The sequence below is a fragment of the Nocardiopsis sp. KDC1DS13DA1 genome (assembly GCF_055632325.1).
The window spans coordinates 169,627-196,132 of sequence record NZ_JBVMUY010000004.1 but is presented as its reverse complement, the minus strand read 5'-3'; the positions used below and the strand labels follow the sequence as shown (position 1 = coordinate 196,132).

At 73.3% G+C, this 26,506-nt stretch carries 25 protein-coding genes; 12 read left to right on the top strand and 13 right to left on the bottom strand.

Translation table 11 applies throughout. The features are described from left to right. Nucleotides 1-2: 2 nt before the first annotated feature. On the bottom strand, nucleotides 3-578 hold the full coding sequence (locus tag ACTVAJ_RS02760) for a CGNR zinc finger domain-containing protein (protein ID WP_470386412.1): 576 nt from the start codon (nucleotides 576-578) through the stop codon (nucleotides 3-5). A gap of 82 nt (nucleotides 579-660) precedes the next feature. Between ACTVAJ_RS02760 and ACTVAJ_RS02755 the strand changes: the two genes are divergently transcribed. Continuing rightward, complete coding sequence (locus ACTVAJ_RS02755) at nucleotides 661-1,833, top strand: epoxide hydrolase family protein (protein WP_470386411.1); 1,173 nt, start codon at nucleotides 661-663, stop codon at nucleotides 1,831-1,833. Nucleotides 1,834-2,041: 208 nt separating this feature from the next. Then, on the top strand, nucleotides 2,042-2,326 hold the full coding sequence (locus ACTVAJ_RS02750) for a hypothetical protein (RefSeq protein ID WP_470386410.1): 285 nt from the start codon (nucleotides 2,042-2,044) through the stop codon (nucleotides 2,324-2,326). Here ACTVAJ_RS02750 and soxR read toward each other — a convergent pair. Next, nucleotides 2,306-2,779, bottom strand: coding sequence for a redox-sensitive transcriptional activator SoxR (soxR, locus tag ACTVAJ_RS02745; RefSeq protein WP_470386409.1), 474 nt, complete (start codon nucleotides 2,777-2,779; stop codon nucleotides 2,306-2,308). The genes ACTVAJ_RS02750 and soxR overlap by 21 nt on opposite strands. A 92-nt stretch (nucleotides 2,780-2,871) precedes the next feature. On the opposite strand from soxR, the gene ACTVAJ_RS02740 reads away from it, so the two are divergent. Genes ACTVAJ_RS02740 through ACTVAJ_RS02730 form a run of 3 tightly spaced genes read left to right on the top strand, consistent with a single transcriptional unit; the run spans nucleotide 2,872 to nucleotide 5,824 of the window. After that, a complete protein-coding gene (locus ACTVAJ_RS02740; protein WP_470386408.1) occupies nucleotides 2,872-3,507 on the top strand; it encodes a DsbA family oxidoreductase in 636 nt (211 codons plus the stop codon). Nucleotides 3,508-3,512: 5 nt separating this feature from the next. Then, entirely contained in the window at nucleotides 3,513-4,442 is a 930-nt protein-coding gene (locus ACTVAJ_RS02735; protein ID WP_470386595.1) for an NADP-dependent oxidoreductase, read from the top strand. Further along, nucleotides 4,439-5,824 (top strand): MFS transporter, encoded by a 1,386-nt coding sequence (locus ACTVAJ_RS02730; RefSeq protein WP_470386407.1) that lies wholly within the window; start codon nucleotides 4,439-4,441, stop codon nucleotides 5,822-5,824. The genes ACTVAJ_RS02735 and ACTVAJ_RS02730 overlap by 4 nt, the downstream gene beginning before the upstream one ends. Before the next feature lie 196 nt (nucleotides 5,825-6,020). On the opposite strand, the gene ACTVAJ_RS02725 is transcribed toward ACTVAJ_RS02730, so the two are convergent. Then, nucleotides 6,021-7,304: a CynX/NimT family MFS transporter gene (locus ACTVAJ_RS02725; RefSeq protein WP_470386406.1), complete on the bottom strand. Its 1,284-nt coding sequence runs from the start codon at nucleotides 7,302-7,304 to the stop codon at nucleotides 6,021-6,023. Between the two features lie 166 nt (nucleotides 7,305-7,470). On the opposite strand from ACTVAJ_RS02725, the gene ACTVAJ_RS02720 reads away from it, so the two are divergent. After that, nucleotides 7,471-8,172: a FadR/GntR family transcriptional regulator gene (locus tag ACTVAJ_RS02720; protein WP_470386405.1), complete on the top strand. Its 702-nt coding sequence runs from the start codon at nucleotides 7,471-7,473 to the stop codon at nucleotides 8,170-8,172. A gap of 78 nt (nucleotides 8,173-8,250) precedes the next feature. On the opposite strand, the gene ACTVAJ_RS02715 is transcribed toward ACTVAJ_RS02720, so the two are convergent. Both ACTVAJ_RS02715 and ACTVAJ_RS02710 read right to left on the bottom strand, forming a co-directional pair. Then, a complete protein-coding gene (locus ACTVAJ_RS02715) occupies nucleotides 8,251-9,018 on the bottom strand; it encodes an RraA family protein (RefSeq protein WP_470386594.1) in 768 nt (255 codons plus the stop codon). 230 nt (nucleotides 9,019-9,248) lie between these two features. Further along, nucleotides 9,249-10,157 (bottom strand): Lrp/AsnC family transcriptional regulator, encoded by a 909-nt coding sequence (locus ACTVAJ_RS02710; RefSeq protein WP_470386593.1) that lies wholly within the window; start codon nucleotides 10,155-10,157, stop codon nucleotides 9,249-9,251. Between the two features lie 501 nt (nucleotides 10,158-10,658). On the opposite strand from ACTVAJ_RS02710, the gene ACTVAJ_RS02705 reads away from it, so the two are divergent. Then, on the top strand, nucleotides 10,659-12,170 hold the full coding sequence (locus ACTVAJ_RS02705) for an LCP family protein (RefSeq protein WP_470386404.1): 1,512 nt from the start codon (nucleotides 10,659-10,661) through the stop codon (nucleotides 12,168-12,170). Between the two features lie 298 nt (nucleotides 12,171-12,468). Further along, nucleotides 12,469-13,257: a VldE C-terminal domain-containing protein gene (locus ACTVAJ_RS02700; RefSeq protein WP_470386403.1), complete on the top strand. Its 789-nt coding sequence runs from the start codon at nucleotides 12,469-12,471 to the stop codon at nucleotides 13,255-13,257. A gap of 142 nt (nucleotides 13,258-13,399) precedes the next feature. Here ACTVAJ_RS02700 and ACTVAJ_RS02695 read toward each other — a convergent pair whose 3' ends face one another. Next, entirely contained in the window at nucleotides 13,400-13,609 is a 210-nt protein-coding gene (locus ACTVAJ_RS02695) for a dodecin (protein ID WP_470386402.1), read from the bottom strand. Between the two features lie 535 nt (nucleotides 13,610-14,144). On the opposite strand from ACTVAJ_RS02695, the gene ACTVAJ_RS02690 reads away from it, so the two are divergent. Next, nucleotides 14,145-14,360 (top strand): hypothetical protein, encoded by a 216-nt coding sequence (locus ACTVAJ_RS02690; RefSeq protein ID WP_470386401.1) that lies wholly within the window; start codon nucleotides 14,145-14,147, stop codon nucleotides 14,358-14,360. Between the two features lie 54 nt (nucleotides 14,361-14,414). On the opposite strand, the gene ACTVAJ_RS02685 is transcribed toward ACTVAJ_RS02690, so the two are convergent. After that, nucleotides 14,415-16,841 carry a HEAT repeat domain-containing protein gene (locus ACTVAJ_RS02685; RefSeq protein ID WP_470386400.1) on the bottom strand — a complete coding sequence of 809 codons (2,427 nt, stop codon included), beginning with the start codon at nucleotides 16,839-16,841 and terminating at the stop codon, nucleotides 14,415-14,417. A 10-nt stretch (nucleotides 16,842-16,851) separates the two neighbouring features. Here ACTVAJ_RS02685 and ACTVAJ_RS02680 point away from each other — a divergent pair, with 10 nt between their 5' ends. Then, nucleotides 16,852-17,178, top strand: a complete 327-nt coding sequence (locus ACTVAJ_RS02680; RefSeq protein ID WP_470386399.1) for a zinc ribbon domain-containing protein — start codon at nucleotides 16,852-16,854, stop codon at nucleotides 17,176-17,178. 310 nt (nucleotides 17,179-17,488) lie between these two features. Here the strand turns inward: ACTVAJ_RS02680 and mobA are convergent, their stop codons facing one another. From mobA to moaA, 5 genes are all read right to left on the bottom strand, one after another. Continuing rightward, nucleotides 17,489-18,085 (bottom strand): molybdenum cofactor guanylyltransferase, encoded by a 597-nt coding sequence (mobA, locus tag ACTVAJ_RS02675; RefSeq protein ID WP_470386398.1) that lies wholly within the window; start codon nucleotides 18,083-18,085, stop codon nucleotides 17,489-17,491. Nucleotides 18,086-18,143: 58 nt separating this feature from the next. Next, nucleotides 18,144-19,331 (bottom strand): RtcB family protein, encoded by a 1,188-nt coding sequence (locus ACTVAJ_RS02670; RefSeq protein WP_470386397.1) that lies wholly within the window; start codon nucleotides 19,329-19,331, stop codon nucleotides 18,144-18,146. Nucleotides 19,332-19,604: 273 nt separating this feature from the next. Then, nucleotides 19,605-21,023, bottom strand: a complete 1,419-nt coding sequence (locus ACTVAJ_RS02665; RefSeq protein ID WP_470386396.1) for an RtcB family protein — start codon at nucleotides 21,021-21,023, stop codon at nucleotides 19,605-19,607. Between the two features lie 63 nt (nucleotides 21,024-21,086). Beyond that, on the bottom strand, nucleotides 21,087-21,509 hold the full coding sequence (locus ACTVAJ_RS02660; protein ID WP_470386395.1) for an archease: 423 nt from the start codon (nucleotides 21,507-21,509) through the stop codon (nucleotides 21,087-21,089). Between the two features lie 81 nt (nucleotides 21,510-21,590). Then, nucleotides 21,591-22,598, bottom strand: coding sequence for a GTP 3',8-cyclase MoaA (gene moaA, locus ACTVAJ_RS02655; RefSeq protein WP_470386592.1), 1,008 nt, complete (start codon nucleotides 22,596-22,598; stop codon nucleotides 21,591-21,593). 282 nt (nucleotides 22,599-22,880) lie between these two features. On the opposite strand from moaA, the gene ACTVAJ_RS02650 reads away from it, so the two are divergent. Then, nucleotides 22,881-23,714, top strand: a complete 834-nt coding sequence (locus ACTVAJ_RS02650) for an alpha/beta hydrolase (RefSeq protein ID WP_470386394.1) — start codon at nucleotides 22,881-22,883, stop codon at nucleotides 23,712-23,714. A gap of 58 nt (nucleotides 23,715-23,772) precedes the next feature. Here ACTVAJ_RS02650 and yczR read toward each other — a convergent pair whose 3' ends face one another. After that, complete coding sequence (gene yczR / locus ACTVAJ_RS02645) at nucleotides 23,773-25,245, bottom strand: MocR-like transcription factor YczR (protein ID WP_470386393.1); 1,473 nt, start codon at nucleotides 25,243-25,245, stop codon at nucleotides 23,773-23,775. A 216-nt stretch (nucleotides 25,246-25,461) separates the two neighbouring features. Between yczR and yczE the strand changes: the two genes are divergently transcribed. Continuing rightward, nucleotides 25,462-26,091: a membrane protein YczE gene (gene yczE, locus ACTVAJ_RS02640; RefSeq protein ID WP_470386591.1), complete on the top strand. Its 630-nt coding sequence runs from the start codon at nucleotides 25,462-25,464 to the stop codon at nucleotides 26,089-26,091. Nucleotides 26,092-26,506: the final 415 nt, after the last annotated feature.

The following is a 26,506-nucleotide window of genomic DNA, read 5'->3' as shown; positions in this document are numbered from 1 at the left end:
GATCACTCCGCCGGCCGGGGGTTCTTACGCTGGTTGGCGTTGAAGCGCGCCTTCTTCTGGCGGTTCCCGCACGTGTTCATGTCGCACCATCTGCGGGTGCGGCTTCGGCTGGTGTCGAAGAAGGCGGCTCGGCAGGTGGGTGACGCGCACAGGGCCAGCCTTCCGTCCCGTTCGCCCGAGATGACGCTGATCGCATCGGCGGCGATCACGCCGAGGGCGTCCTCCACACCGGAGGCCGAGCCGAGCCGCCAACGCCGCTCACCCCCGGGTGTCAGGACCGCCGCGGCCCGGCCCCGGGCACTGCGGTCATTGATGACCCGGACGGCGGACGCGGGAAGGGCGTCCTGGACCGCGGCCGCCGTCGCGGCGGCGTGGATCGACTCCCTCAGCTCCCGGGCGAGGTCGAGCTGGGCGGTGGTGCAGGAGTCCACCGCGAGGCCGTTCACCGCCAGCCAGTCGGCGAGTCGCCGCGGTGTGGGAATGCGCTCCACGGCGTCGCCGCGGCGCTCCGTCAGAGTCGCCGTGAAGCTGGTCGCCAGCACGCTACCGAGGCGGAAGTCAGGGAACCCAGCACGCATGGAACCACCATAGCCGGTTGCCGGCGGACATGACGCCATGTTAGAACCGTCTTAGCCGGTTCCACTAGGGCCAGGAGGTCCCATGCCCCGTCCCACCAGTGACGTGCACGCGTTCGAAGCCCGCGCGACCGACGCTGATCTCGACGACCTGCGCGCCCGGCTGGCCGCGGCGCGGCTGCCGGAGGCCGAGACGGTCCATCGCGCCGAACCCGGCCCCCGCCGATGGGCCCAGGGCGTTCCCCTCGCCGACCTCACCGACCTCGTGCACTACTGGCGCACCGGGTACGACTGGCGCGCGTTCGAAGCCCGCCTCGACCGGATCGGCCAGTTCCGCACGACCATCGACGATCTGGGAATCCACTTCCTGCACCGCCGATCCGCCCGCGCGGACGCCACGCCCCTGCTCCTGACGCACGGCTGGCCGGGCAGCGTCGCCGAGTTCACCGACGTCGTGGACGAACTGGCCGATCCCGACGACGCGGACGCGCCGGCGTTCCACGTCGTGGCGCCCTCGCTCCCCGGCTTCGGTTACAGCGACAAACCGTCCGCCACCGGGTGGGGGACCGAGAGGATCGCGGCCGCGTGGGTGGAACTGATGGGACGGCTGGGCTACGGCGGGTTCGTCGCCCACGGCGGCGACTGGGGAGGGAACATCACCACGGTTCTCGGCGGCAGGTTCCCGGCGCACGTCCTGGGCATCCACACCACGTTCGCCGAGGCGCCGCCCGGGTTGACCACGGACGGGCTGACGGCGGTCGAGCGCACGTGGACCGAGCAGACCCGCGATTTCTGGCGCCACCGCGCGGCGTACGCCAAACAGCAGGCGACCCGGCCGCAGACCATCGGCTACGCGCTCGTCGACTCGCCGGTCGGGCTGCTCGCCTGGATCCTCGACAAGTTCGCCGAGTGGTCGGACACCGAGGACAGCCCGTTCGAGACGATCGCCAGGGACAGGATTCTCGACGACGTCACCCTCTACTGGCTGACGCGGACCGGCGCATCGGCGGCCCGCATCTACTACGAAAGCCACGACTCGCTCGACCCCGACCTCCGGGTCGACGTCCCGTCGGCCGTCACGATGTACCCCCGCGACATCGAGAAGTGTCCGCGCCCCTGGGCACAGGAGCGGTACCGGCGGATCGTGCGCTGGAGGTCGCCCGAGCGCGGGGGACACTTCCCGTCGCTGGAGGTTCCCGGGTACTTCGTCAAGGATCTGCGGGAAGGCCTCGCGGCGGTACTGGCCGCCCGTCGGTGAGCACGGCTCGGCAGGCCCGCCCCGTTCGGGATCCGCACCGTGCGGGCGGGATACCGGCCCCGGCCGCGCGTCCCTCGGAGATGGGCGCATAGGATGCCCGGGCCCGCGCCAGCGGCCACGCCTGCGCCCACGGCCCCTTCGGAAGGATCCATGCGCCCCCGCCCCAGGAACACCCCGGACCTCACCCTCCCGGCCCGGGGGAGGTGACGTGGGTTTCCTGTACGCCTACCTCACCGCCGGTGCCGTGACGGCGCTGCTCTTCCACCTCGAGGCCGAACGCGCACTGGGTCCTGACCCCGGCACCGAGTGCGCGCCGTGCCGCGACAACCGCGCGTTCTTCCGCCGGGTCGTCGGCGATCTGCCGGTCGTGACCCCCGCGACCTGGGGACTGTCCCTCCTGGTCGCGGCCGTGATCTGGCCCCTGTCCGTGTTCATCGTGGTCGCCCCGGCCAGCCACCGGCCGTTCTGCCCGTCACGGCGACGACGTCCCTGACCGTCGCGGGAAGCGGAGCGCCCCCGTCCCCTCCCGGCCCAGGACGTCGTCCGGGTTCGAGTAGGGGCAGGCGGTCAACGACAGGCACCCGCAGCCGATGCAGTTGGAGAACCGGTCCCGCAGCGCGGTGAGATCCTCGATGCGCTCGGTCAGCTCGTCGTACCACTGCCGCGAGATCCGGGCCCAGTCCCGCTTGGTCGGCAGCCCCTCCTCGGGGAGCTGGTCCAGGGCCTCCTTGATCCGGCTCAGCGAGATGCCCAGGCGTTGGGCCGTGCGGATGAACGCGATGGCCCGAAGCGTGTCCCTGCGGTACTCGCGGCGGTTTCCGGCCGTGCGCCGACTGCGGATGAGGCCGAGGCTCTCGTAGTAGTGCAGCGCCGACACCGCGACCCCCGCCCGATCGGCGACCTGGCCCGGTTTGAGCCACAGCAGATCGGGATCCAGTTGTGGCACCCGTCACCCCCCTGGTCGATGGCTTGACATCAAGTTCACTTGATGAAGTCTGCTGGGCGTCGTACCGATCGCGCAAGGGAGAGTGAGCGAACGTGACGACGGCTATCACCGTGTGGGCCGACATCCGGTGTCCGTGGTGTTGGATGGGGCACCGGCGACTCCGGTCCGTGCTGAACCGCCTCGACCGGGAGGTCGTGGTGGAGCACCGGAGCTTCCTGCTGGAGCCCGCGGGTCGGGAGGGAGCGCCCCGGACCGTCCGCGAGGCGGCCCTGACCTCGTGGGGCGTGGACGAGAGGGGGTGGGAGGCGATCCGGTCCAGGGTCGCGACCGCCGCCGGGGCCCAAGGGCTGACGATCGACATGGACGGGGCCCTGAGCATGGACTCGCGCCCCGTGCACCGGCTGCTGAAGTACGCCACCGCCCGCGGTGTGGACGCCCACGCCGCGTGGGACGACGCCTTCGCCGCCCACCTGGTCGCCAACGACGATCTGACCGACCACGCCGCGCTGCGGCGGCTGGCGGCGGGCTGGGGAATCGGGGGCGCGGAGGTCGACGGCCTCCTGGCGGGCGACGGCCTGCGCGCCGAGGTCGAGGCCGACCACCAGGCCGCGGTCGAGCGCGGAATCAGGTCCGTCCCCACCTTCGTCAGCGGAGGCCGTGCGCTCAGCGGACACCGTTCCGAGGATGAACTGCTCGCGCTCCTGGGCGCCGGGGAGGCCGTCCGATGACCACGATGCGAGCCGCCGCGATCGACCGCTTCGGACCCGCCGACCTGCTCACCGAGCGAGACCTGCCCCGGCCGACCGCGGGCCCCGGAGAGGTGCTGGTGCGCGTCCGGGCGGCGGGCGTGCAGCCCACCGACGCCGCGATCCGGGGCGGGTGGGTTCCCCCGGGCGCCGTGATCGGGTTCCCGCAGATCCTCGGCAACGAGTTCGCGGGCGTGGTCGAGGAGGTCGGCCCCGCGACCGCTGGCTTCGCCACCGGCGACGAGGTGGCGGGGTTCCGGGTCCTGGGCTGCTACGCCGAATACGTCGCCGTGCCCGCGGACCAGGTCGCGCACAAGCCCGCGGGGGTTCCCTGGCCGGTCGCCGGGGCCCTGTCCGCGTCGGGGCAGACCGCGCACACCGCGCTCGAACTCCTGCGCGTGGCGCGCGGGGAGACCCTGCTGGTCCACGGCGCGGCGGGCGGGGTGGGTTCGATGGCCGTCCAACTGGCGGTCGAACGCGGCGCACGGGTGGTCGGCACCGCGAGCCCGGCCAACCTGGAGTACGTGCGTTCCCTCGGCGCCGTCGCGGTCGAGTACGGCGCCGACCAGCTCGAACACATCCGGAAGGCCGCCCCCGAAGGCATCGGCGCCGCCTTCGACACCGCGGGGCACGACAACCTCCGCACCGCGGCGCGCCTGGTGGCGGACCGCGACAGGATCGGCACGATCGTCGACATGGCCCTCGCCCGGAGCCTGGGCTGCCGGTGGATCAGGAGCGACCGGTCGGCGGCACGTCTGCGGGAGCTCCTCGGCCTGTGCTCCCGGGGAAGGCTCCACGTCACCGTCCGGCGCACGCTTCCGCTCTCCGAAGCGGCGGCCGCGCACCGGGACGTGGAGACCGGGCACGGGCGGGGCAAGATCGCCCTGGTGGTCGGGGACGAGGTGCGGCCCCGATGACCGGAACACGCCCGGCACCGTCCCCCGCCCGCCTGTGGCGGCGGGGCAGCGGATCCCTCCTGGCCGGTGTCCTGGGTCTGATGACCTGTATCGCCTTCGAGTCCTTCGCCGTCACCACCGCCCTGCCCGTGGTCGTGCGGGACCTGTCCGCCGACCGGTGGTACGCCCTGGCCTTCGCGGCCACCCTCACCACCGGGCTGATCGGCATGGCGGTCGGCGGCGGTTGGACGGACCGGAGCGGACCCGCCCGGCCCCTGCTCGTCGGGGGCACGGTCTTCCTGACCGGTATCGCGCTGTGCGTCGCGGCCCCGAACATCGGGGTCTTCGTCCTCGGGCGCCTGCTCCAGGGCCTCGGCGGCGGTATCGACTCCGTGGTCCTGTACGTGGTCATCGCGCGCGGCGTCCCCGAGGAGCTGCGTCCGCGGGTGTTCGGCCTGCTCACCGCCGCGTGGCTGCTGCCCTCGGTCATCGGACCGCTGCTCAGCGGGGTCCTGGTCGAGGCACTGCACTGGCGTGTGGTGTTCGTCCTGGTCCTGGCGGGTTCGGCCGCCTCCCTGGCCGTGTTGGCCGGACCCGTGCTGCGGATCCCGTTCACTCCGGTCCCCGGAGGACCACTGGACCGACGCGCGCTCTGGTCCGTCGCCGCCGCGGCGGCCGTCGTGGGACTGCACGTCAGCGGACAGCGGCCGCTGCCGGAGCTCGTGGCGGGCACCGCGCTCAGCGTGGTCGTGCTGGCGCTCGCGGCGACCCGCCTGGTGCCCAGGGGCACGTTCCGCGCGAGTGCGGGCGTACCCCGGTGGATCGCCCTGCGCGGCCTGTTGGGCGGGACGGTCGCGGTCACCGACGTCTGTCTCGCCCTCTACCTCCAGCACGGCCTCGGCCACCCGCCGGCCCTCTCCGGGCTCGTCGTGTCCGTCGGCGCCTTCGGTTGGGCGCTGGGGGCCTGGATCCAGGGGCGTCGCGTCGAGCGCCCGGGGGACCGGCCGGCCCCGCTGTGGCCGGCCGCGGCGCTCGTCCTGTGCGGTCCGGTCGCGGTGCTGGGGTTCGTCGGCGGGCTGCTTCCCCTCACGGGCCTCGCCCTCGGGTGCGTCCTGATGGGGACGGGCATGGGGGTCGCGTATCCGCGGATCTCGTCGACGGTCCTGTCCCTGTCCTCCCCCGACGAGCAGGGCGGTCACAGCTCGGCGCTCCAGGTGCTCGACTCGCTGGGCACGTCCGCCCTGCTCGGCGTCGCCGGGGCCGTGCTCGCCGCGGGCCTGCTGACGGGCTATCCGGTCGTCTTCGCGCTCTCCGCCGGGGTGGGGTCCGTGGCCCTGGCCGTCGCGGGAACACTCGACCGGACAGCGGGAACCGGCTCTGGGAGAACGATCCGCGTTTCGTAGGGGTACGGTACGGTGCGCCACCGCCCGTTGGCTCACCGCCCCGGACGAGGGGCGGGGAGCGGGATCGGACTCACCGACGCCAGCGGGCTGGTGGGCCACGGCCCCGACCGGAGCCGGCCCTGGGCCGACACGCCGCCGGTGATCGCGGGGGCCGTCCCGTTCGGGCGCCCGGACGGCACCCCCGGAGCGACCGCCCCTAGGCCGGGGAACCGGCCGCCCGCCGGGTCTCCCGCTCGGCGATGGCGTCCTCCAGGTAGCGGGGGCGGCCCAGCAGGAGGCCGACGCCCACGTTGACCGCGACCAGGCCGAGCACCAGGGCCAGCGGTGCGCGCCAGCCGCCGGAGAGCTCGTGCAGCAGGCCGAACAGGAAGGGCCCGGCCCCCGCCATGAGGTAGCCCAGGCTCTGGCTGGACGCCGACATGGCGGCGGTGCCCTCACCGGTGCGGGTACGCAGCGCGAAGACGGTCAGGGCGTAGACGAAGCTGCCCATGCCCACGCCGATGAAGGTCGTCCAGACCCACACGCCGGACATCGGGGAGATCCACATGCCGCCGAGGCCGATGAGGTAGGCGAGGGCGAACACGCCGACGAACGGGCGCTGGTCGCGCACGCGGGTCAGCAGGGTCGGCAGGACCAGCGACATGGGGACGCCGAGCGTGGCCAGGTAGGACAGGACCAGTCCCGCGGTCTGGGCGTCCATCCCCTGGTCACGCAGCATCTGCGCGTACCAGCCGAACATGATGTAGGCCACCGAGGACTGTGTCCCGAAGTACAGGACGCTCTGCCAGCCGATGGCGGTGCCCAGGACCTCGCGTACGCCCAGTTCGCGCCCCCCGCGGCCGCCGCGGCGGCCGTGCCGCAGGACGAGCAGCCACGGCAGGACGGCCACGACCCCGAACAGGGCGAAGGAGCCGAGGGCGATCCGCCAGTCCCCCGTGGTCCGCTCCAGCGGAACGGTCGCGGCGGCGGCGATCGCGGTCCCGGCCGCGAGAGCGGTGGTGTACACCGTCGTCATCAGACCGACCCGGTGGGGGAAGTGGTACTTGACGAGGGCGGGCAGGATGACATTTCCGATCGCGCCACCGGCCAGTGCGACCACGCTCAGTGTCAGGAAGGTCCGGGGTCCGGGCGCCGCGGCGCGCCCGACGAGGCCGAGCACGAGCGCCACCAGCGCGTACACCAGGAGCTGGTGGTCGCCCAGGCGGCGCGCCAGGGTCGGGGTGAGGCCGCCGAACAGGGCGAAGCACAGGACGGGAAGCGTGGTCAGGACGCCCGCCCCCACCGCGGTCATGCCCAGGCCCGCGGTCACCTCGTCGAGCACGGGGCCCACGCTGGTGATCGCGGTGCGCAGATTGAGGGCGGCCAGTCCGATACCGGCCGCGACCAGCAGGGGAACCGCCCACCGGGAACGCGAAGGAGCGGTCTCCCGGACCGGGTGACCGCTCGTCGGCGTCTTCAGTGGAGCTGGCGCGGCGCCCATGCGAAGTGCCTCACAAATTCATAGGATGACCCAATGTGCTTCATGAGGATAACGCATTGCCGTTCACCGACGATTCCTCGCTCCGACTGGTCTAAGCTCCCGCCTAACCGATCCGAACACGCGCACTCGCCCTGTCATCCGGCGACCCGCCCCTAGGAGGAAAAGCGTGCCCCTCGCCTCGACACGCCGGACCGGTCTCGTGGACCAGGTCATCAGTCAGTTACGAGCCCAGATCGACTCGGGAGAGTGGGGCGTGGGCGACCGCATCCCCACCGAGTCGGAGCTCTCCGAACAGCTCGAGGTCGGCCGCAACACCGTCCGCGAAGCCGTCCGCGCCCTCGCCCACGCCGGTCTGCTGGAGATCCGCCAGGGCGCCGGGACCTTCGTCCGCGCCTCCAGCGAACTGGGCGGGGCCCTGCGCCGCCGCCTGGAGCGCTCGCGGCTGCGCGAGAACCTGGAGGTCCGCCGCGCGTTGGAGGTCGAGGCCGCACGGCTGGCCGCGCTGCGCCACAGCGACGAGGACATGGCCGACATCGACCGCGCCATGGACCTGCGCGAGGAGGCATGGCGGGCCCGCGACATGAGCGCGTTCGTGGAGGCGGACTTCACCCTGCACCGGGCTGTCGTCAACGCCACACACAACACCCTGCTCATCGACCTGTACGACGACATCGCACAGGTGGTCTACGCGAGCATCGCGCACACCGCCTACGAGCAGAACGAGGAGGCCACGGGGCAGCCCTCCACGGCCGCCGAGGGCATCGACCACTCCAAACTGGTCGAGGCGGTCCGGGCGGCCGACGCGACGGCGGCGGCCCGTGAGGCGACCTGCTACATCGACGAGCTGCTCTCCCTCGCCGAGGAGTGAGGCGGGGCCCGCCCCCGGCGGGTCCCGGGCCCCACACCCGGGCCCCACACCCGGAACCGCGCGTGCGCTCCGCGGCCGTCAGTCGCCGCCGTAGACGTCGCCCGCGACCCGCCGGGACGCCGCGACGCCGGGCCGGAGCGACGAACACCCGTCCGCCCCGCGCGCGGCCTGGTCGAGACGGGCGGTGCGGGAGCGCCCGCGCCCGGCGCCCCGCACCGCGTCGCGGTCGGCCGCGCCCTCCCAGCCCGAGACCCGCGAGGGGTCCAGGCCGAGCAGGTCCAGGGTGCTCTCCCCCGCGTGCACCGCGTCGACGATGGCGCGGTCGCGGGTGATGCCGCTCACGGTCTCGGCGATGATCGCGCTGACCTGGCCGCGCGGCAGGCACACCACACCGTCGTCGTCGGCGACGATCCAGTCACCGCGGCGGACGGGCAGGGGACCCGGGCCGCCGGCGGCCGACATGCTGATCTGCTGCCCGACCGCCCCTCCGGCATCGTGCCCGGCCTCGCGCACGGCGACCCCGGCGCCGAAGACCGGCAGCTCGCTGTGGGCGATGGCGGCGATGTCGCGCACGCAGCCGTCGAGGACGATGCCCACGACGCCGCGCGTGCGCGCGGCCACGGCGATGATCTCGTCCACGTATCCGTACTCGGGCTCGCCCGACACGTCCACGACCAGCGCGGAGCCGGTCGGGGCCTGGGCGACGGCCACGTGGATGGCCAGGTTGTCCCCCGGGACGCAGCGCACCGGAAAGGCGGTCGCGGCGAACGCCGCCCCCGGCCAGACCGAGAACAGGTGCGTCCCGAACGGGCGGCCTCCGTTCCTGGCCAGAGCCGCCGTGCCCACCGCCGTCAACGTCCTCGCAAGCGCCACGTCAGCCTCCCACTACACCCGCGCCTGGTGCGGTCGGCTCGCGCCGACCCGTCTCCATACTCACGGGTAACTTAAGCGTGACGCAAGACATACACCCCGGAAACACGTAAAAATGTTACCGGCGGTTACATTCAGGGCCGCGCCGGGCGCGCACACCCGGGACCGCGACCCCGAAGACGCGCGCGCCGGGTTCCGGCACGGGGTCAGACGGGGACCCACCCCGCCGGGCGCTCACCCCCGCGGCGTTCCTTGCGCACCGACAGGTGGTCCCAGGTCTCCACGTGGGCCACCCCCGGGGCGACCCGGACCGCCTCCAGCGCCTCCACCAGCTGGCAGCGGTCGGGCGCGGTGAGCGTTCCCACCACGTCGTAGCGCCCGAAACCGCTGGCCAGGAAGGACACACGGGGCATGTTGGCCAGCGCCGCGCCCACGGCCTCGGCGTCCCCCCGACACCGCAGACCGAAGCCGAGCTGTTCGTTGGCCCCCACAGCCGACGGCTCCACGATCGCGGTGACGTGCACCACGCCCGAGTTGAGCAGCCGGACCACCCGGGAACGGGCCGCCGCCTGGGACAGGCCCACCTGGCGTGCCAGGTCCGCGTACGAGGCCCGGCCGTCCCTGAGCAGTTGGCGCACCAGGCGCCAGTCCAGGGCGTCCAGCTCCACGTCCCTCAGCTCCCGCACACTGCTGTGGGCGTCCTTGAACACGGCGTTGGCCCGGAAGACCTCCGCCCCGTCCACCCCCGGCAGCGCGCGCAGCTCGGCCAGTTCCTTGGTGAGCGCCCCGTCGTCGGCCACCCTCACCTGCGCGACGGCCGGGAAACGCCCGGCCGAGTGCGCGGCGAAGGTCACGGCCTCACGCTCGTCCAGGGCCTCCATCAACGGACCCACGGGCCCGTTCACCCGGAAGGAGACGTGGCCGAGAACCTCCATGCCGACGACGCCGGCGTGGAGGACCCCCACGATCCTGATCGCGCCTGAGTGCACGAGCTGGCGCACTCTGGCGCGCACCGCCGTCCGGGACAGGCCGACCCCGTCCGCCAGCGCCTGGAACGTCGCTCTGCCGTCCCCCTGCAACGCGCGCATCAGCGCCGCGTCAACCGCATCGAGCACGATGGTGCCTTTCATTCCCATGACGCCACCCTTCTCCCCCGGGTGACGCCCCCTCCTGCGGCCAGATCATCGCAGTTGTCGCGCCGGTTCACTACTGATCGAGAAAGAAAACGACGCTTTCACCCCTTTGATCGGCCCGAAAGCAGCCCCCAACCCCCCACCGGCGACCTCACCACCACATAACAGACTTGTATAGAACATCCCTAATGAGGCAGCGACCGTGCACACAAGTCCGGCAAAGCGCCACACTGAACTCATGGGTACGTCGCGCGCCCGCGCGGAGGGCAGCCGCCCCCCACGCCCGCACGCACGACCCGTGTGACCTGTCCGAAGGCGCGAACAACGTCCCCAGGGAACGGGGCCGCGCCCTCGTACGTGCACGTGACGAAGGCGTTCGGGCCGATCCCCGGGCGCCGCGAGCGCGTCCTCCGCCCGGCGACCGCGGCGGACGCGACCACATGGGGCGGAGGTCTCCGCCCCGCGGCTGGAGAGGAATCGCCGGTGGCAGCCGAAGAAGACCAGCGGGAAGAGGCGCCCGCACAACCGGGCACAGGACGGGCCCTGCTGTGGACCGCGGCGTCGCTCCCCCTGCCGGGCGTGGCGCACCTGCGGATGGGGTTCCGGCGGGCGGGCCTGGTGATCCTGGGCACCTACCTGCTGGGCATCGTCGCGCTCGTGGGCTGGGGACTGTGGCTCTCGGCCAACGACACCAGCACCGCGGCGATCCTCGCCGGTATGGCCGTCCAGAACAGGTGGCTCATGGGAGCCATGGTCACGGTGTTCGCGGTGACGGTGCTGTGGCTGTCGATCATCGTGCACTCCTGGGCGATCACCCGGCCCAAGGAGGCCCCGCTCGGCCGACGGCTGCTCAGCGCGGTGGTCGTCACCGCCCTGTGCCTGACGGTCGCCCTGCCCGCGGCCCTGGCCCTGCACGGCGGGTACACGACGCAGCGCACGCTGTCCGCGGTCTTCGGCGCGCCCCAGCCCGAGGACGAACCGCACGACGCCGCCGACCCCTGGAACGGCGCCGAGCGGATCAACGTCCTGCTCATCGGCGCCGACTCCGCGGACAACCGCTACGGTGCGCGGACCGACTCGATGATGGTCGCCAGCATCGACACCGAGACCGGTGACACGGTCCTCATCGGCCTCCCCCGCAACCTGGAGAACGCGCAGTTCCCCCCGGAGAGCGCCCTGGCCGAGCGCTACCCCGCCCCGTACGGCTTCGACGACCTGCTCAACGAGGTCTACCAGACGGTCGCCGAGGACCCGGGGGCCCTGGCGATCAACCCCACCGTGGCCGACCCGTCCGCCGACACCCTCAAGACCGTCATCGGCTACAACATCGGCCTGGACGTCAAGTACTACGCCATGGTCGACATGATGGGCTTCCGCGACCTGATCGACGCGGTCGGGGGAATCGAGGTCCTCATCGAGGAGCCGATCCCCTACGGGGTGCACGGCGGCGTGCTGGAGCCCGGTCTCCAGCGCCTCGACGGCCACGAGGCGCTCTGGTACGGACGGTCCCGGGTCCTCTCCGACGACTACGGCCGAATGGGCCGCCAGGGCTGCATGATCAAGTATGTGGCCGAGCAGGTCGACCCGGCCACCATCCTGACCAGCTACCGGCGGCTGGCCGGCGCGACCGAGCGCACACTGAGCACGGACATCCCCCAGACCAAGGTCCCCGCGTTCATCGAGCTCGCCGACACGGTCACCGGTGACGGCTCGATGAGCACCCTCCAGCTCTCCCCGCCCCAGGTCAACACGGCCAGCCCGGACTGGGATGCCGTACGTGCCCTGGTCGCGAACGCCATCGGCGGGCAGGCGGAGGGCGACGTGCTGCCCGCCGACCCCTCCCCCTCCCCGTCGGCGGAGGACGCCGAGGGCACCGCGTCCGAGGACGACCGGACCGAGTGGCAGGACTACACCGGTCTGGACGAGCCCGAGCCGGCCGACCCCGGCCGCCAGGTCGGCGCCGACCCCAGCGACCTGGACGCCCTGTGCCCGTGACGTCCCCCCGCGGCTGAGCGCGCGGCGCCAAGCACGGTTCACGGCCCCGTCCGGACGCTTCCGTCCGGACGGGGCCTCGTGCGTTCCACCGCCGCGCCCTCTCCCACCGGGGCACAAGGACTCGTCGCCGGTCACAGACGCCCAACCGCCCCCTCACCGTCGTCAACGGAACGCACGGTCCGCGGAATGAGTCGGCAACGGCGGAAATGCGCGGGCCCCCTCCGTGGTTGAGGATCTACTGGTGTCCCTGTGCCGGGTCCGTGTCCGGGCCCGGCACACGAGTGTGGAGTGTGGGGAGATGGCGGACGCATCGCGGTGGCCGGGTCGTTGGAACGGACTGGTCGTCTCCGTGGCGATCCTGGCGGCCCTGACGGTCGTCATCGTCCTGGCCGCGCGCTGGGTGGTGGAGCGCACCGGCGGACAGGGGGTCTCGGCGCCCTGGGGACCGGAGTGCTCGGCGTGGGTGGGCGAGGAGCGTTTCCCCCTCGACCGGGACCAGGCACGGCGCGCCACCACCGCCGCCGCGGTCGCCGTCCAGGGGGACGCCGCCCCCGTTGAGGCGCCCGACACCGGCGACATCCCCCCGCAGGTGCTGGCCGTGTTGGAGGAGGGGCCGACCGGGGCACCCGGGCCGTCGCTCACCTGCACCTCCACCGCCGACCAGAGCCTGGAGGTCCAGGAGGAACTGGAACCGTCCGGGCTCACCGCGCGCGCGGAGAACCTCCGGGGCGGCATGGAGGAGGTCTTCACCGGCCTGAGTCTGGGCGGGTTCTTCCCCGGCGGTTACGACACCGGGCACGGCGACGACTCGGCGCACTACGAGGGCCGGGCGATCGACGTCTTCTACCGGCCGGTGAGCGAGGACAACCGGCGCGCGGGATGGGTGATGGCGCACTGGCTGATCGCGCACGCGCCCGACTACGACGTGGCCGTGATCATCTTCGACGACCGGATCTGGAGCACCTTCTACCCGTCCCTGGGCTGGCGCGACTACGAGGCGGCGGACCCCGACAACGAGATCCTGCGCCACCTGGACCACGTGCACGTCGACGTCCAGCGCGGCGCCGACCCCGCCGACGCGGGCTGAGCGGACCTCCCGGACCGGGGTTCGGGGACCGCCCCGGCCCCCGAACGCCCGTACCGACGACGCCCCGCAGGCGGGCCCGGAACCGGCCGGACACGGCTCTGCGGGCCCGGACGTGCCGCCCGGACCCCGCTGGGCTCGCCGCTCAGTCCTCCAGACGGAAGCCGAGCTTCATGCCGACCTGGTAGTGCGCGACCACGCCGTCCTCGATGTGCCCGCGGATCTCGGTGACCTCGAACCAGTCGAGGCCCCGGAGCGTCTCCGAGGCCCGGTCGATACCGTTGCGGATGGCCTGGTCGACCCCCTGCGGCGAGGTTCCGACGATCTCCGTGACGCGGTACGTGTGGTGGGACATGAGCGACCCCCTGCGTTGTCCGTTGCCCGGTCGCGCGAACGCGACCCCCCGTGTCCCTGCCTCCCCGTGTTCCCCTGGCGCCACACCGAACGCTCTTCCGTACCACCGTCCGCGCCCGGGAACCCGGTCGTACCGCTTTGCCGTTCCCGGGCGTGTCCCGCACCCCGCCCCAACACGGTGTTGACCCCTCTCCGGCACCGTTCCACCGACAAAGAAGCGGAATCAACGCGAAGTGTCAGATTGCTCCTGACCTGGGACTTAAGACCCTCACCCGGTGGGACTCTCCCGAGACAACGTCGTAACTCACTCTTGACGTACCCCGGGGGGCCTCGGTGTACATTGGGTTCTAGCGCTTCGGTCCCCCGTCGGAGCGCGCGGCGATGTTTCGAGCCCCCGTCGGAACATCGTGAGCGACGCCGGGTGGTTTGCCCCCGTAGCCACCCGGCGTCGCCTTTTCTTTGCCGGTTCCGGCGATGACGACCGATCGTGACCACGGCTTGACCATTCGGGCCGCGTATTCCCCTGGGGGTCAGAATTGGGTAATCCGGCCGTGGAGCCGCGCTGCTCCCGCCGCGGCTGCCAGGCGGACGCCGTCTGGGCGCTGGTGTGGAACAACCCGAAGCTGCACACGCCCGACCGCCGCAAGGTGTGGACCGCCTGCGACGAACACCGCGAGTACCTGTCGAACTTCCTCGACATGCGGGGTTTCCTGCGCGAGGTCGTCCCCATGGACGAGTACCGGAACCGCTGACCCTCCCGGGCCGGTCCCGGGTGGGGACGCCGTCCACGCGCCCCCACCCGGAGTTCACCCGACCGCGGTCCGCCACGCCTCGTGCCGTACCGCGTCGTCACCGATCCCCCCGGCGAGGGCGAGCAGCTCCGGCCAGGGCTCGGCCCACGCCGAGACGCCGCCGAGCCTCCCGACCAGCTCCACGTACAGCAGCCCGGTCACCGTCCGGGCACGGCCGTCCGCCCCGACGGCCGCCGCGCGCACCTCCCGCAGCGCGGCCTCCAGCACCTCCGGGACGACGGCCGGATCACCGCCGTAGCCGACCACGGCCGTGGCCAACCGGTGCAGATCCCTCTCCCGCCACGAGGGGGCGGCGGCCAGCAGCCGGGCCGCGAGCGTCAGCCGCCTGGCCAACCACGACGCGGAGGGGGCTCCGTCCGCTCGGCGGACACCGTCCCCGAGCACGGCCACCACCAGTCCGACGGCCAGGTGGGCGCACTCGGGGCGCTCAGCCAGCCTGGCGAACACCAGGTCGGCCTGCTCACGGACCACGGCGTCGCCCTCGTCGCAGGTACGGCGGAGCCGGGCCAGGAGTGAGACCACCCCGGCCAACCGGTGGTAGGCGGTGTCCGCCCGGGGGAGGGTGGTCGTCGCGACCCCGTGCTCCGGGCCGGGAACCGCCGCGAGCAACCGGGTGGCGGCCTCGCCGAAGCGGTCCCTGCCCCGGCCCCGCCGCACGAGTTCGGTGAACGCGCCCACCGTGAGCTCCCAGGGGCTGTCCGGGTCGCACATCCGCCCGATGACCGCGTCGAGCGCGCCCTCCCGCCAGGGCGCCCACCGTTGCGCCCTCCTGAGCGCCCGCGGGCTCGGCCTCTCCGGCGGAGGAAGGGAGGCGACCGTCTCCGCCGCCCGTGCGCGCCGGTCAGGGGGGCACGTGAGGGGGTCGGTGCCGAGCACGGCGGTCTGGGTCTCCTCGTCGGTGAACCCGGGGGCGTGCCCTGCCAGGGCGGCCAGTGCGGACGGACGGTCGCAGGCGCGCATGAGGGCGCCCGCGACCGCCGCGCGCACGTCCCGGTGCAGGCCGTCGGTGCCGAGCACGCGGGCGAGCGCCTCGACCGCGCCCGGCGGGCGGTGGTGTTCGAGCAGGCGGGCGGCTGCCCTGCGCACGGTCACCTTGGCCGGGCCCTCCAGTGCCGCCGTGAGGATCGGCCCCAGGCGCGACGGCGCCACGCGCAGGGCGCACCGCGACAGCGCGGGTCCGGCCGCCCTGGACTGGGGGCCGTCGCTGTGGGCCAGGATCGTCTCCAACGCGCGTTCGGGCTCGTCGCAGCCGCCGAGCGCGCCCAGGGCGGCCTCGCGCAGCACGATGTCGTCGCCGTCCAGGAAGGGGGCGAGCCGGTCGACGGCCCTGGGGAGGCGGCCGAGTCGGCGTACGGCCGCCTCCCGGTCGTCGGGGGCGCCCCCGGGGTCGGCGGCGACCGCCGCCAGATGCCCGCCGACCCACTCACGCGCCTCATCCGGCCAGTTCCAGGCGAGGGCACCGGTGACCTCCGGGACCCACGCCCGCCCCTCGTCCGGTCGGGGCGGCCCCGCCATGGCCAGGCGCCGGACCGTCCGTCCGGGGTACACCGTGCGGACGAGCAGCCGCCACACGGCGGGAACGGCCACGGACTCGGGGTACTGGGCGAAGAGTTCGTAGGCGTGGGATCGGCGTCCGGCCAGGTACAGCCGGGCGGCGCGGTCCGCGTCCCGCGAGGCGGGGTCGTGCAGGAGCACACCGGCCATGCGGCGCCGGAACGCATCACCCAGGCGGACGGCCCTGCCGCCCAGTTCCTCCACCAGCCGGGCCAGGACCGCGTGGTCGCCGCGGTCGCGTGCCGCGTCCAGGTACGGGACGAGCCGCCGGTACAGGTCCTGCTCGCAGCCCGGCGGCAGGACCTGGTCGAGATGGGGCTCCGGTCGGGTGCCCGTCCGGGTTCTGCGCGGGCGCGACCACCAGGGCGTCCCGTGCCGGGGCCGGTCGGGTTCGCCGAACCCGTCGGCGCCGAACGCCTCGGCCAGCCGGGCGTACACCTCCACGCCCCAGCGCCGGACCGCGTCCTCCGGCGAGGTGTCCGGATGCCGCAGCAGCCGCGCGGCCAGGTCGCGCAGCGCCCGTCGGGTGCCCGCGGAGGTGTCGCGGGCCGTCACGGTGTGGTCGAGGAGCCGGTCGAGGACGCCCGCGCCGGGGGTGTCCGTGTCCAGGAGTCCGGCCGCCCGGGCCAGCGGTACGGGACGCACCCGGCACAGCGCCTTCAGCAGCTCCCGTCGCACGGGATCGCGGTCGGCGCGCAGCCGCGCGACGCGTTCGGTGAGCACGTCGCGCAGAAGCTCGACGTCGCCCGTCCTGGCGGCGGCCGACACGAGCGCGGCTGTTCCCCTGGCCCGCCGCCCGGCGTCACCGGAGGAGGCCGCCCGGGACAGCTGGGCGGCCGACGCGTGCGTCGGCTGGGTGGGGCTCAACACCACGAACATGACCGCCTCGGCCCGGGGCACCGCCCAGGCGCCGGGGCGCAATGTCCGTCAGAAGGCGGGGTTGAACCGGGCGATCCTCGCCAAGGGGTGGCATGGCTTCAAGCTCGCCTGTCAGAACGCGGCTCGGCGGACCGGGACCCGGATCGTGGAGGTCGATCCCGCGTACACGTCGCAGACCTGTCACCCGTGCGGGTATGTGGACCCGAAGTCTCGCGAGAGCCAAGCGAGCTTCCGGTGCACGTCGTGCGGGCACACGGCTCACGCGGACGTGAACGCGGCCCAGAACACCCTTGCGCGCGGATGGACTAGCTCCTTATCGGGGTGAACCGTGCCAGCCTGCGGAGACCTCTGGGGTGCCATGTCGATGAAGCAGGAACCAGCTGCAGCCGTGAGGCAAGCAGCGCCACCGGGCCGCCTGGCCCGGTCGGAGTCCCGGTCCCTTCAGGGCCGGGAGGAAGTCAACGTCATGGCGGACATCCTGGCCCAAGGGTCCGGCACTCCGCACGTGCGCTGGTGGGGGTGGGCACGCCGATATGGGCGGGAGCGGCCTGCCGGACACCGGGACGATCACGCCCAGGCCACGACCGCCCGTCCTCCGCGCTGACGCGGAACCGTCGGCCGGACGGCACGGTGGGTCAGAGGTCGGTCGGGGCGTCCCGTTCGAGGTCGCGTCGGGCGCGGGCGAGGTCCTCGGGGGTGTCGCAGTCGAAGTCGCCGCCGGGCAGGGCGAGAGTACGGGGGTGCAGCGGGCGGAGCAGCCGGTACAGGGACTGGCCCTCGTACCCCGCGAGCGCGGCGCGCACGGTCGCGGTGCGCCACACCCCGGTGAGCCACTGCGCGCGACCTCCCGCGTCCACGTACACGGCCCCGGTGTCGCCCTCGGAGAGCGCGTCGGACAGGGCCGCCAGGTGGGCGGCGGTCAGGTACGGCAGGTCGGCGGCCAACAGCGCGAACCGGGGCGCCCGCACGTACGCGAGCCCGGCCCGCAGGGCGGACAGCGGCCCCGAACCGGCGGGATCCTCCCGGACGTAGAGCGCGGGCGGGCTCTCCCGGGGCGGGCCGACGACGATGACGCGGGCGTCCGGGACGTGGGCGCGGACCGCGTCGGCGACCCGCTCCAGCATCGTGCGTCCCGCGACGGCCAGACCGGGTTTGTCGGCGCCGCCCATGCGGCGGGCGGCGCCTCCGGCGAGGATCACCGCGTCCAGGCGCGGAGGAGGTGTGGCGGTCACACCTCCAGGATGGACCACCCGGGGCGCCCCGCCCCGCGCGGGGGCGCCCCGGCGCCGGTCAGCCCTTGACGCACACCACCTGGCGCAGGCGGTGGACCACCTCGACCAGGTCGGTCTGGGCCTCGATCACCGACTCCAGGTCCTTGTAGGCGCCGGGGATCTCGTCCACGACACCGATGTCCTTGCGGCACTCCACGCCCCTGGTCTGCTCCTCCAGGTCCGCCCTGGTGAAGGTCCTGCGGGCCTTGGTCCGGCTCATCCGGCGGCCCGCCCCGTGCGAGGCGGAGTTGAACGAGGCCGGGTTGCCCAGACCGCGCACGATGTAGGTCCCGGTCGCCATGGAACCGGGGATGATCCCGAGGTCGCCCTTGCCCGCGCGGATGGCGCCCTTGCGGGTGACCAGCACGTCCACACCGTCGTAGGTCTCCTCGGCCACGTAGTTGTGGTGGCAGGAGATCCACTGCCCGAACCCGGTGCCCGGGATCTGGTCGGCCAGGGTCCGGCACGCCAGGCCCATCATGACGTCGCGGTTGCGCCGCGCGTAGTCCTGGGCCCAGAACAGGTCGCGGCGGTAGTCGGCCATCTCGGGCGTGCGGGCGAGGAACACCGCCAAGTCGCGGTCGACCAGGCCCTGGTTGTGCGCCAGGGACCGTGCCCTGCCGATGTGGTGGTCGGCCAGTTCCTTGCCGATGTTGCGCGACCCGGAGTGCAGGACGAGCCAGACCGCGCCGTCGTCGTCCAGGCACACCTCCAGGAAGTGGTTGCCGCCGCCGAGGGTGCCCATCTGGCGACGGGCCCTGGTCAGCCTCGGGTGCACGGACTCGGCGAGGTCGTCGAAGCCGCTCCAGAACCGGCCCCAGTCCGAGCTGCGCAGGCCGGGCACCGTTTCGGGGTCGACCGGCTCGTCGTGGGCGTGGAACCCGACGGGGATCGCCGCCTCCAGCGCCGAGCGCAGGCGGCCCAGGTCGTCGGGGAGCCGCTCGGCGGTCAGGTCCGTGCGCACCGCGGTCATGCCGCAGCCGATGTCCACGCCGACGGCGGCGGGGCTGACGGCGTCACGCATGGCGATGACGGAGCCCACCGTGGCGCCCTTGCCGTAGTGCACGTCGGGCATCACGGCCAGGCCGTGGATCCAGGGCATCCGGGTGACGTTGCGCAGCTGCTCCATCGCCTGGGCCTCGACCCGGTCCGGGTCGGCCCACATGCGGATGGGCACGCGTTCACCGGCAACCTCGGTGTAGGGCATGACAGGCCACCTCCCTTTCCTGATCGGCCTGGTGCGCTTCTTCTGGGACGGTCGCCCCAGGGGGTTGGTTCGGGCGCCGCCAGGGTTCTGCAAGACGAGGCGAGCCGCTAGCGAGGAACGAGCGTCAGGCGCCGCCGAGGATGAAGAATCCCTGGCTTCCGGGGCGCCCGAACACGGGCCGAAGCGAAGCGGAGGCCCCGAAAAACACAACCCCGGAACATCCAGCCAGAGTCGGTGCAGGGAGGCAACCGGATTTCCCGGTCGGCGGCGGGGTCACCCCTTGACCACGCCCAGGGGCACCAGCCGGGCCACCCTGCGGCACAGGCCCGCGCCGACGCTGGCGTCCACCACGTCGGCGACGTCCTTGTACGCGGAGGGCGCCTCCTCGGCCAGCCCCCTCCACGACACCGCGCGCACCGCGACCCCGCGCGCCTCCAGGTCGTCCCTGAGCGCCTCGCCCCGCACCCTGCGCACGGCCTCGTGGCGGCTCATCACCCGGCCCGCCCCGTGGCAGGTGGAGTGGAACGCGGGCCCGCCCCGGACACCGGCCAGGACGTAGGAGGCGGTCCCCATCGTGCCGGGGATGAGTGCGGGCTGTCCGACCTCGGACAGGTCGGCGGGGAGCCCGGGGTGGCCGGGCGGCCACGCCCGGGTGGCGCCCTTGCGGTGCACGCACAGTCGGCGCCGCCGCCCGTCGACGACGTGGGTCTCCACCATGGCGAGGTTGTGGGACACGTCGTAGACGAGGTCGAGACCGCAGCCCGCGTGGGCCTCGAAGGCCCGGCGGGCGGCCTCGCCGAGCAGCTGCCGGTTGACCCGCGCGAAGTTGGTCGCGGCCGCCATCGCCCCCAGGTAGGCGTGCCCCTCCCCAGACTCGACCGGGACGCAGGCCAACTGCCGGTCGGGGACCGAGATCCCGTGGCGCGCCATCGCCCGTTCCATCACGCGCATCTGGTCGGAGCAGACCTGGTGCCCGAGTCCGCGCGACCCGGTGTGGATCATCACGCAGACCTGGCGCGGCCGCAGCCCGAAGACCTCCGCCGCCCGCGCGTCGTAGACCTCGTCGACCGCCTGGACCTCCAGGAAGTGGTTGCCCGAGCCGAGGCTGCCGACCTGCCCGAGCCCGCGTTCCAGCGCCCGGGGGCTGATCCCGCCCGGGTCGGCGCCGGCCATCCGCCCGCCGTCCTCGCACCGCAGCAGGTCCCGCCGCACACCGTGACCCACGTCCACCGCGTGGCACACCCCGCCCTCCAGGACGTCGCGGAGCCGCCGGGCGTCGGGCATCCGCCACACGCCGCCGCGTCTCATGCCGCGCGGGACGCTGCGGTCGAGGGCGTCCATGACCGCGCCGGTCCTCGGCGCGAACGCCTCCCGGTCGAGGTCCGCGGTCAGGAGCCGCACGCCGCAGGAGATGTCGAACCCGACGCCGCCCGGCGAGACCACACCGGCCTCGTCCAGGTCGGTGGCGGCGACGCCGCCGATGGGGAAGCCGTAGCCCCAGTGCATGTCCGGCATCGCGTAGGAGGCCGCCACGATGCCCGGCAGCGTCGCCACGTTGGCCACCTGGCGCAGCGACTCGTCCACGGCGGGGTCGGGCAGCAGCCGTCGCGAGGCGAAGACGATGCCCGGTACCCGCATCCCTCCCTCGCGTTCGACACGGAACCGGTACGGGGTCTCCTCGGTGATGCGCATGGCGCGCTCCCGGGTGCGTCGAAGGGACCACTTCTCGTGGTCGGGCCCCTCCCGGGCCCGATCTCAGACGTCGACCGTCACGGCGCACCACCATCCCTCCGGGCCGCGTTCGCAGCGCAGCCGGTGCAGGGAGGCCGCCTTGGGGACCGCGCCGACGGGTTCGAGCGCCTCGGCGTCGACCATCGCGAACCGCACCCGGAGTCCGGTGGGCGTGGCCCGCACCTCGGTGGCGGACGGGAGCATCCCCCTGGTCTCCAGGAGGTAGACGACCTCGTCGACCACGGCGGCGAGGAGGTCCGCGTCGGTCGCGCCCCCGATGTCGCGTTCGACGGTCGTCGTCGCGGGCGGCGGTTGGGCTCCGACGACACTCTCCACCACCCCGGCCACGGCGTGCTCGACGCACCGTTCCCGGGTCGGCGCCCACGCCTCCACCCGGAGGTCCGCGGTGTGGGGCGCGCTCCGGTGACCGGCGTCGGTTCTGGGCATGCTCACGGCTTCCTGGTCCGCTGCGGCCGTACTCCTCCCCTTCCACTGTCGTGCCCGCTCGGACCGTGCGGCTACCGGGCCTCAGCCGCCGATCGCCGACATCGGGCGGGCCGGCTGCAGGAAGGAGGGGTCGTTGATGCCGTGTCCGGGGAGCTTGGTGGCCACGGCCGCCCGCCAGCTGTCGGCGATCTCCTCGTCGGTCGCGCCGCCGCGCAGCAGGGAGCGAAGGTCGGACTCCTCCCGGGCGAAGAGGCAGTTGCGGATCTGGCCGTCGGCGGTGAGGCGTACGCGGTCGCACGCGCCGCAGAAGGGCCGGGTCACGGAACCGATCACGCCGACCGTGGCCTGCCCGCCGTCGGGGAAGCGGGCGCCGCGCACGTGGAAGAGTTCGGCGGGGGCGCTGCCGCGCGTCCCGGCGTCGGCGGGCTCCAGGGTGAACTCGGCCTCCAGACGGGCGAGGATCTCGTCGGCGGTGACCATGGTGTCGCGGCGCCAGCCGTGCTGGGCGTCCAGCGGCATCTGTTCGATGAACCGCAGCTCGTAGCCGCGCTCGACGCAGTAGCGGAGGAGGTCGGCGGCCTCGTCGTCGTTGACGTCGCGCATGAGCACGGCGTTGACCTTGACGGGGGTCAGCCCGGCCTCGGCCGCACCGGCCATGCCGTCGAGGACGTCCTGGAGGCGGCGCCTGCGGGCGAGCTGCTCGAAGCGGTCGTGGCGCAGGGTGTCGAGGGAGACGTTGACGCGGTCGAGACCGGCCTCGGCCAGGGCGGGGGCCATGCGGGCCAGGCCGATGCCGTTCGTGGTGAGGGCGGTCTGCGGTCGGGGGCTGAGGGCGGTGGTCCCGGCGACGAGGCCGGGCAGGCCGCGGCGGAGGAGGGGTTCGCCGCCGGTGAAGCGGACCTCGGTGATGCCGAGGCGGGTGACCCCGACGCGGATCAGGCGCAGGAGTTCGTCGTCGGTGAGCAGTTCCGGTTTGGGCAGCCATTCCAGGCCCTCTGGCGGCATGCAGTAGGTGCACCTGAGGTTGCAGCGGTCGGTGAGCGACACGCGGAGGTCGGTCGCCACTCGTCCGTAGGAGTCGGCCAGCACGAGCGTCACCCTCTCCAGTCTGAGGTACCGGACGGGTCGGACTCGGTTGGGCCCGTCCGAGGGATACCCAGTGGTTAGGGATACCCAGTGGTTAGCGTAGAAGATCACCTTTTATGTGGAGTAGATAACATCGCACCTTATGCCGTATTTCGTTCCCGCCTACGAACGGAGGGTCCCCCACCTGGGGTGCGACTACGAACGGTCGTCTCGATCGTTACACGCCTGATGCCCGTCATAGGGTGTCCCTCCCAGAGATCGTCGCAGACGAGGAGGCGAAGCGCCGTGATCACCACACGCGAGTGGGCCCTGGCGGGCGGACCGGACGGGTCGGGGAGACTGGCGGCACGGGCGTGGGCGCCCGCGGAGGGCGAACCGACGTGGCTGGCGGTACTGGTCCACGGCTACGGTGAACACCTCGGACGCTACGAGCGGGTGGCGGCGGACCTGGTGGCGGCGGGGGCGGTGGTCTACGGGGCCGACCACCGCGGCCACGGGCGCTCCTCGGGCGAGCGCGTCCTCATCGACGACTTCGCCGGTGTGGTGGAGGACGTCCACCGCGTCATCACCCAGGCGCGGACCGCCTACCGCTCGCTCCCGCTGGTCCTCATCGGCCACTCGATGGGCGGCCTCGTCGCCGCACGCTACGCCCAGACCCACCCCGAGGTGCCCAGGGCACTGGTCGTGGCCTCCCCGGTCCTCGGACGGTGGGAGGTCCTGGAGGCGCTGCGCGACCTGGAGGAGATCCCGGACGTGCCGATCGACCCCGCCACGCTCTCCCGGGACTCCGGCGTCGGCGCCGCCTACGCCGCCGACGAACTCGTCTGGCACGGTCCCTTCAAACGGCCCACGATCCACGCCATGCTCACCGAACTGGACCGGATCGAGGCGGCGGGCTGTGTGGGGGAGATGCCGATGCTGTGGCTGCACGGCTCCGACGACAGCCTCGTGCCGCTCGCCGGGAGCAAGCGGGGCGTCGACGTCCTGGCGGGCTCGGACCTGACCGTCCGGATCTTCCCCGAGGCCCGGCACGAACTGTTCAACGAGACCAACCGGGACGAGGCGCTGGCCGAGGTGATCCGCTTCGCCCACCGGTTCACCGGCACCCCGCGGGGCTGACCCCGGCACGGTGGAGGCCGTGCGGCGGCTCCGCGCAGAGCCCCGCGGGGCCGCTCCCTCAGACGAAGAGCTGGCCGCGCGGCTGGAGGGGGTGCGCGAGGGTGTCCGCGTAGGCCGCGGCCAACCGGTCCACCGCGTCGGACAGCACGTCCGGCGGCTGGGTGTAGGCCAGGCGCACGTACCGCTCCAGGGTGCCGTCGACGCCGAACACCGGTCCCGCCGCCGGGTGCACGCCGTGCCGGGTCGCCGCCGCCGCCAGAGCGCCCGCGACGGGGTGGGGCAGCGTGGCCCACAGCACCAGGCCGCCCCCGGGCACGCTGGGCCGCCAGTCCGGCAGGCGCTCGCGCAGCGCGTGCACCAGGGCGTCGCGGTTGCGCCGCAGCTGGCGGCTGCGCTCGGCGCGGATCCGCATCACGTCGGCCAGCAGGTGTGTCACGGTGAGCTGGTCGAGCACCGCTCCGGCCAGGTCGAAGCGCTGGCGCGCGGACATCAGCCGCGCCACCATCGGCGCCGTGGCGCGGATCCAGCCCACCCTCAGCCCGCCCCACAGGAGCTTGGCCACCGAGCCGACGGTCAGCACCCGGCCGTCGGTGTCGTGGGCGGCCACCGGGGCGGGCAGGTCGCCGGAGTCGATGGCCAGTTCGGCGACGGACTCGTCGATGATCAGGTGGGTGTCCGCCCGGCGGGCCTCACGGACCAGGATCCGGCGTTCCTCGTCGTGCATGAGCGCGCCCGTGGGGTTCTGGAAGTCGGGGATGAGGTAGGCCAGCCCCGGCTTCCACTGGCGGAAGGCGTCGGCCAGGTACTCCATGTCCCACCCCTGGGGGGTGACGCCGACGGTCCGGATCCGGGCCCCCGCCCTGCGGGCCGCGTCCACCGCGTGCGGATAGGTGGGCGACTCGACCAGGACCTCGTCACCGGGTTGCAGCAGCAGGTCCAGGGCGAGTGCGATCCCCTGCTGGGCGCCGTTGGTGACGAAGATCTGCTCGGGGGTGGTGGGCAGGCCGCGCTCGACGTAGCGGCGGGCGATCGCGTGCCGCAGCTCCGGCAGGCCGTAGGGGTAGTAGCCGAGCCCGCCCACGTGCGCGGCGAGCTGTTCGGCGGCCCGGAAGGAGGCGGCGCGCAGGCCCTCCACAGCGGGTGGCGCGGCCACCCCGAGGTCGATGTGCTCGGCGACGGGGGTGAACGGTGACAGCTCGCTGGTGCCGGTGTCGGGCAGGACGGTCCAGCTGCCCGCGCCCTGGCGGCTGTCCAGGAAGCGGTTGTCGCGCAGCCAGGCGTAGGCGGCGGTGACGGTGTTGCGGCTGACGCCGAGGGCGGCGGCCAGGTCGCGTTCGGCCGGCAGGCGGGTGTTGGTGGGAACCCGGCCGTCCAGGACCAGTCCGCTGACGGACCGGGCGATGGCCAGGTAGTAGGGGCGTTCGACGGGCGCCTCCCCGATGAGGCGGGCCAGCAGGCGACCGTTGATCCGTCTGCTGCCGCCCCCGGTGGGGGTTCGCTCCGCTGCGCGGTGACCGCTCTGCCTCGCCATGCCGCCTCCCCCACCCACCCGCGTTTCGGGCCAGTTGCCTGCGATTGGCGCTTCACCACGGGCGCCACCTTGGCCACGATACCGATGTGGCACCGTTCCCGGACCCGTCGAACGGTCCACCACCCCCGCCGCCGACCGGAAGACCAGGAGATCCACGTGACCGACCGCCCTCGACGCCCCGACCGTGGACCGGCCTCCGCGAAGGGGTGGCACCGGCTGGCCCGCATCGTGCCGCGGCCGCGGGCACGGCGCCTCGCGCAGCTGTATCTGGGACTGGTGCTGTACGGCCTCAGCGGCGCCCTGCTGGTCAGGGCCGAACTGGGCGCGATGCCCTGGGACGTGCTGCACCAGGGGCTGGCGCTGCGGACCGGGCTGTCGATCGGCACGTGGAGCGTGATCGTCGGCGCGGCGCTGATGCTGCTGTGGATCCCGCTGCGGCAGCGCCCCGGCCTGGGGACGCTGAGCAACGTGGTCGTCGTCGGCACGACGGTGGACCTGTTCCTGTGGCTGCTCCCCTCCCCCGGCTCCCTGCTCCTGCGGGTGGGAACACTGCTGCTGGGTGTGCTGGTGTGCGCTGTCGCCACCGGGTGCTACATCGGGGCCCGGCTCGGCCCCGGTCCGCGCGACGGCCTGATGACCGGGCTCGCCGAGCGCGGTTGGTCGGTGCGGCTGGCCCGCACGGTGATCGAGGTGGCCGTCGTGGTCACCGGGACCCTGCTCGGTGGAACGCTGGGAGTGGGGACGGTCGTGTTCGCGCTGGCGATCGGCCCGCTCGCCCAGGTGTTCCTACCGCTGATGCGCGTACCGGACCCGGCACCGCGGGTCCAGGCACCGCCTCACCGTTAGCCCGGCCGCCACGGGTACCGCCTCACCGCCGACCCGGCCGTCATTCGCGATTGATCACCACGTCATAACTTCTGGAACCACAAACTCCACAATTGACTACATAACACCCTGCGCGTTCACATGCACGTGCAATTGCGGGTAGCGCGCACCCCGGGAAGAGGGGAAGATGGGGACCGCGGTGAACGACAGGAAGACGGGTTCGGCCCCTTCCTCAGGTCCGCCTCTTTAGCCTGCCCTCACCTGGGCACATAACCGGGTATACGGGAGGCAAGCGACGGCCGGGGAGGTGAGCCGATGACCCGCACGGCGCCCCTTCCCGACCCTGGACCACGTCCGGCGCCGGGGCGGGCCGAAGACCCCCGACGGGGCGCGTACACGGGCGTGCGTGGTGCGATCGCGAAGGCGCGGCGCAACC

Coding starts and splice junctions, on each gene's coding strand:
- ACTVAJ_RS02760 (WP_470386412.1), bottom strand. CDS start 578: ATGCGTGCTGGGTTCCCTGACTTCCGCCTCGGTAGCGTGCTGGCGACC.
- ACTVAJ_RS02730 (WP_470386407.1), top strand. CDS start 4,439: ATGACCGGAACACGCCCGGCACCGTCCCCCGCCCGCCTGTGGCGGCGG.
- ACTVAJ_RS02735 (WP_470386595.1), top strand. CDS start 3,513: ATGCGAGCCGCCGCGATCGACCGCTTCGGACCCGCCGACCTGCTCACC.
- ACTVAJ_RS02725 (WP_470386406.1), bottom strand. CDS start 7,304: ATGGGCGCCGCGCCAGCTCCACTGAAGACGCCGACGAGCGGTCACCCG.
- ACTVAJ_RS02665 (WP_470386396.1), bottom strand. CDS start 21,023: ATGCGCATCACCGAGGAGACCCCGTACCGGTTCCGTGTCGAACGCGAG.
- yczR (WP_470386393.1), bottom strand. CDS start 25,245: ATGGCGAGGCAGAGCGGTCACCGCGCAGCGGAGCGAACCCCCACCGGG.
- ACTVAJ_RS02700 (WP_470386403.1), top strand. CDS start 12,469: ATGGCGGACGCATCGCGGTGGCCGGGTCGTTGGAACGGACTGGTCGTC.
- ACTVAJ_RS02660 (WP_470386395.1), bottom strand. CDS start 21,509: ATGCCCAGAACCGACGCCGGTCACCGGAGCGCGCCCCACACCGCGGAC.
- ACTVAJ_RS02695 (WP_470386402.1), bottom strand. CDS start 13,609: ATGTCCCACCACACGTACCGCGTCACGGAGATCGTCGGAACCTCGCCG.
- ACTVAJ_RS02680 (WP_470386399.1), top strand. CDS start 16,852: ATGACCGCCTCGGCCCGGGGCACCGCCCAGGCGCCGGGGCGCAATGTC.
- ACTVAJ_RS02670 (WP_470386397.1), bottom strand. CDS start 19,331: ATGCCCTACACCGAGGTTGCCGGTGAACGCGTGCCCATCCGCATGTGG.
- ACTVAJ_RS02755 (WP_470386411.1), top strand. CDS start 661: ATGCCCCGTCCCACCAGTGACGTGCACGCGTTCGAAGCCCGCGCGACC.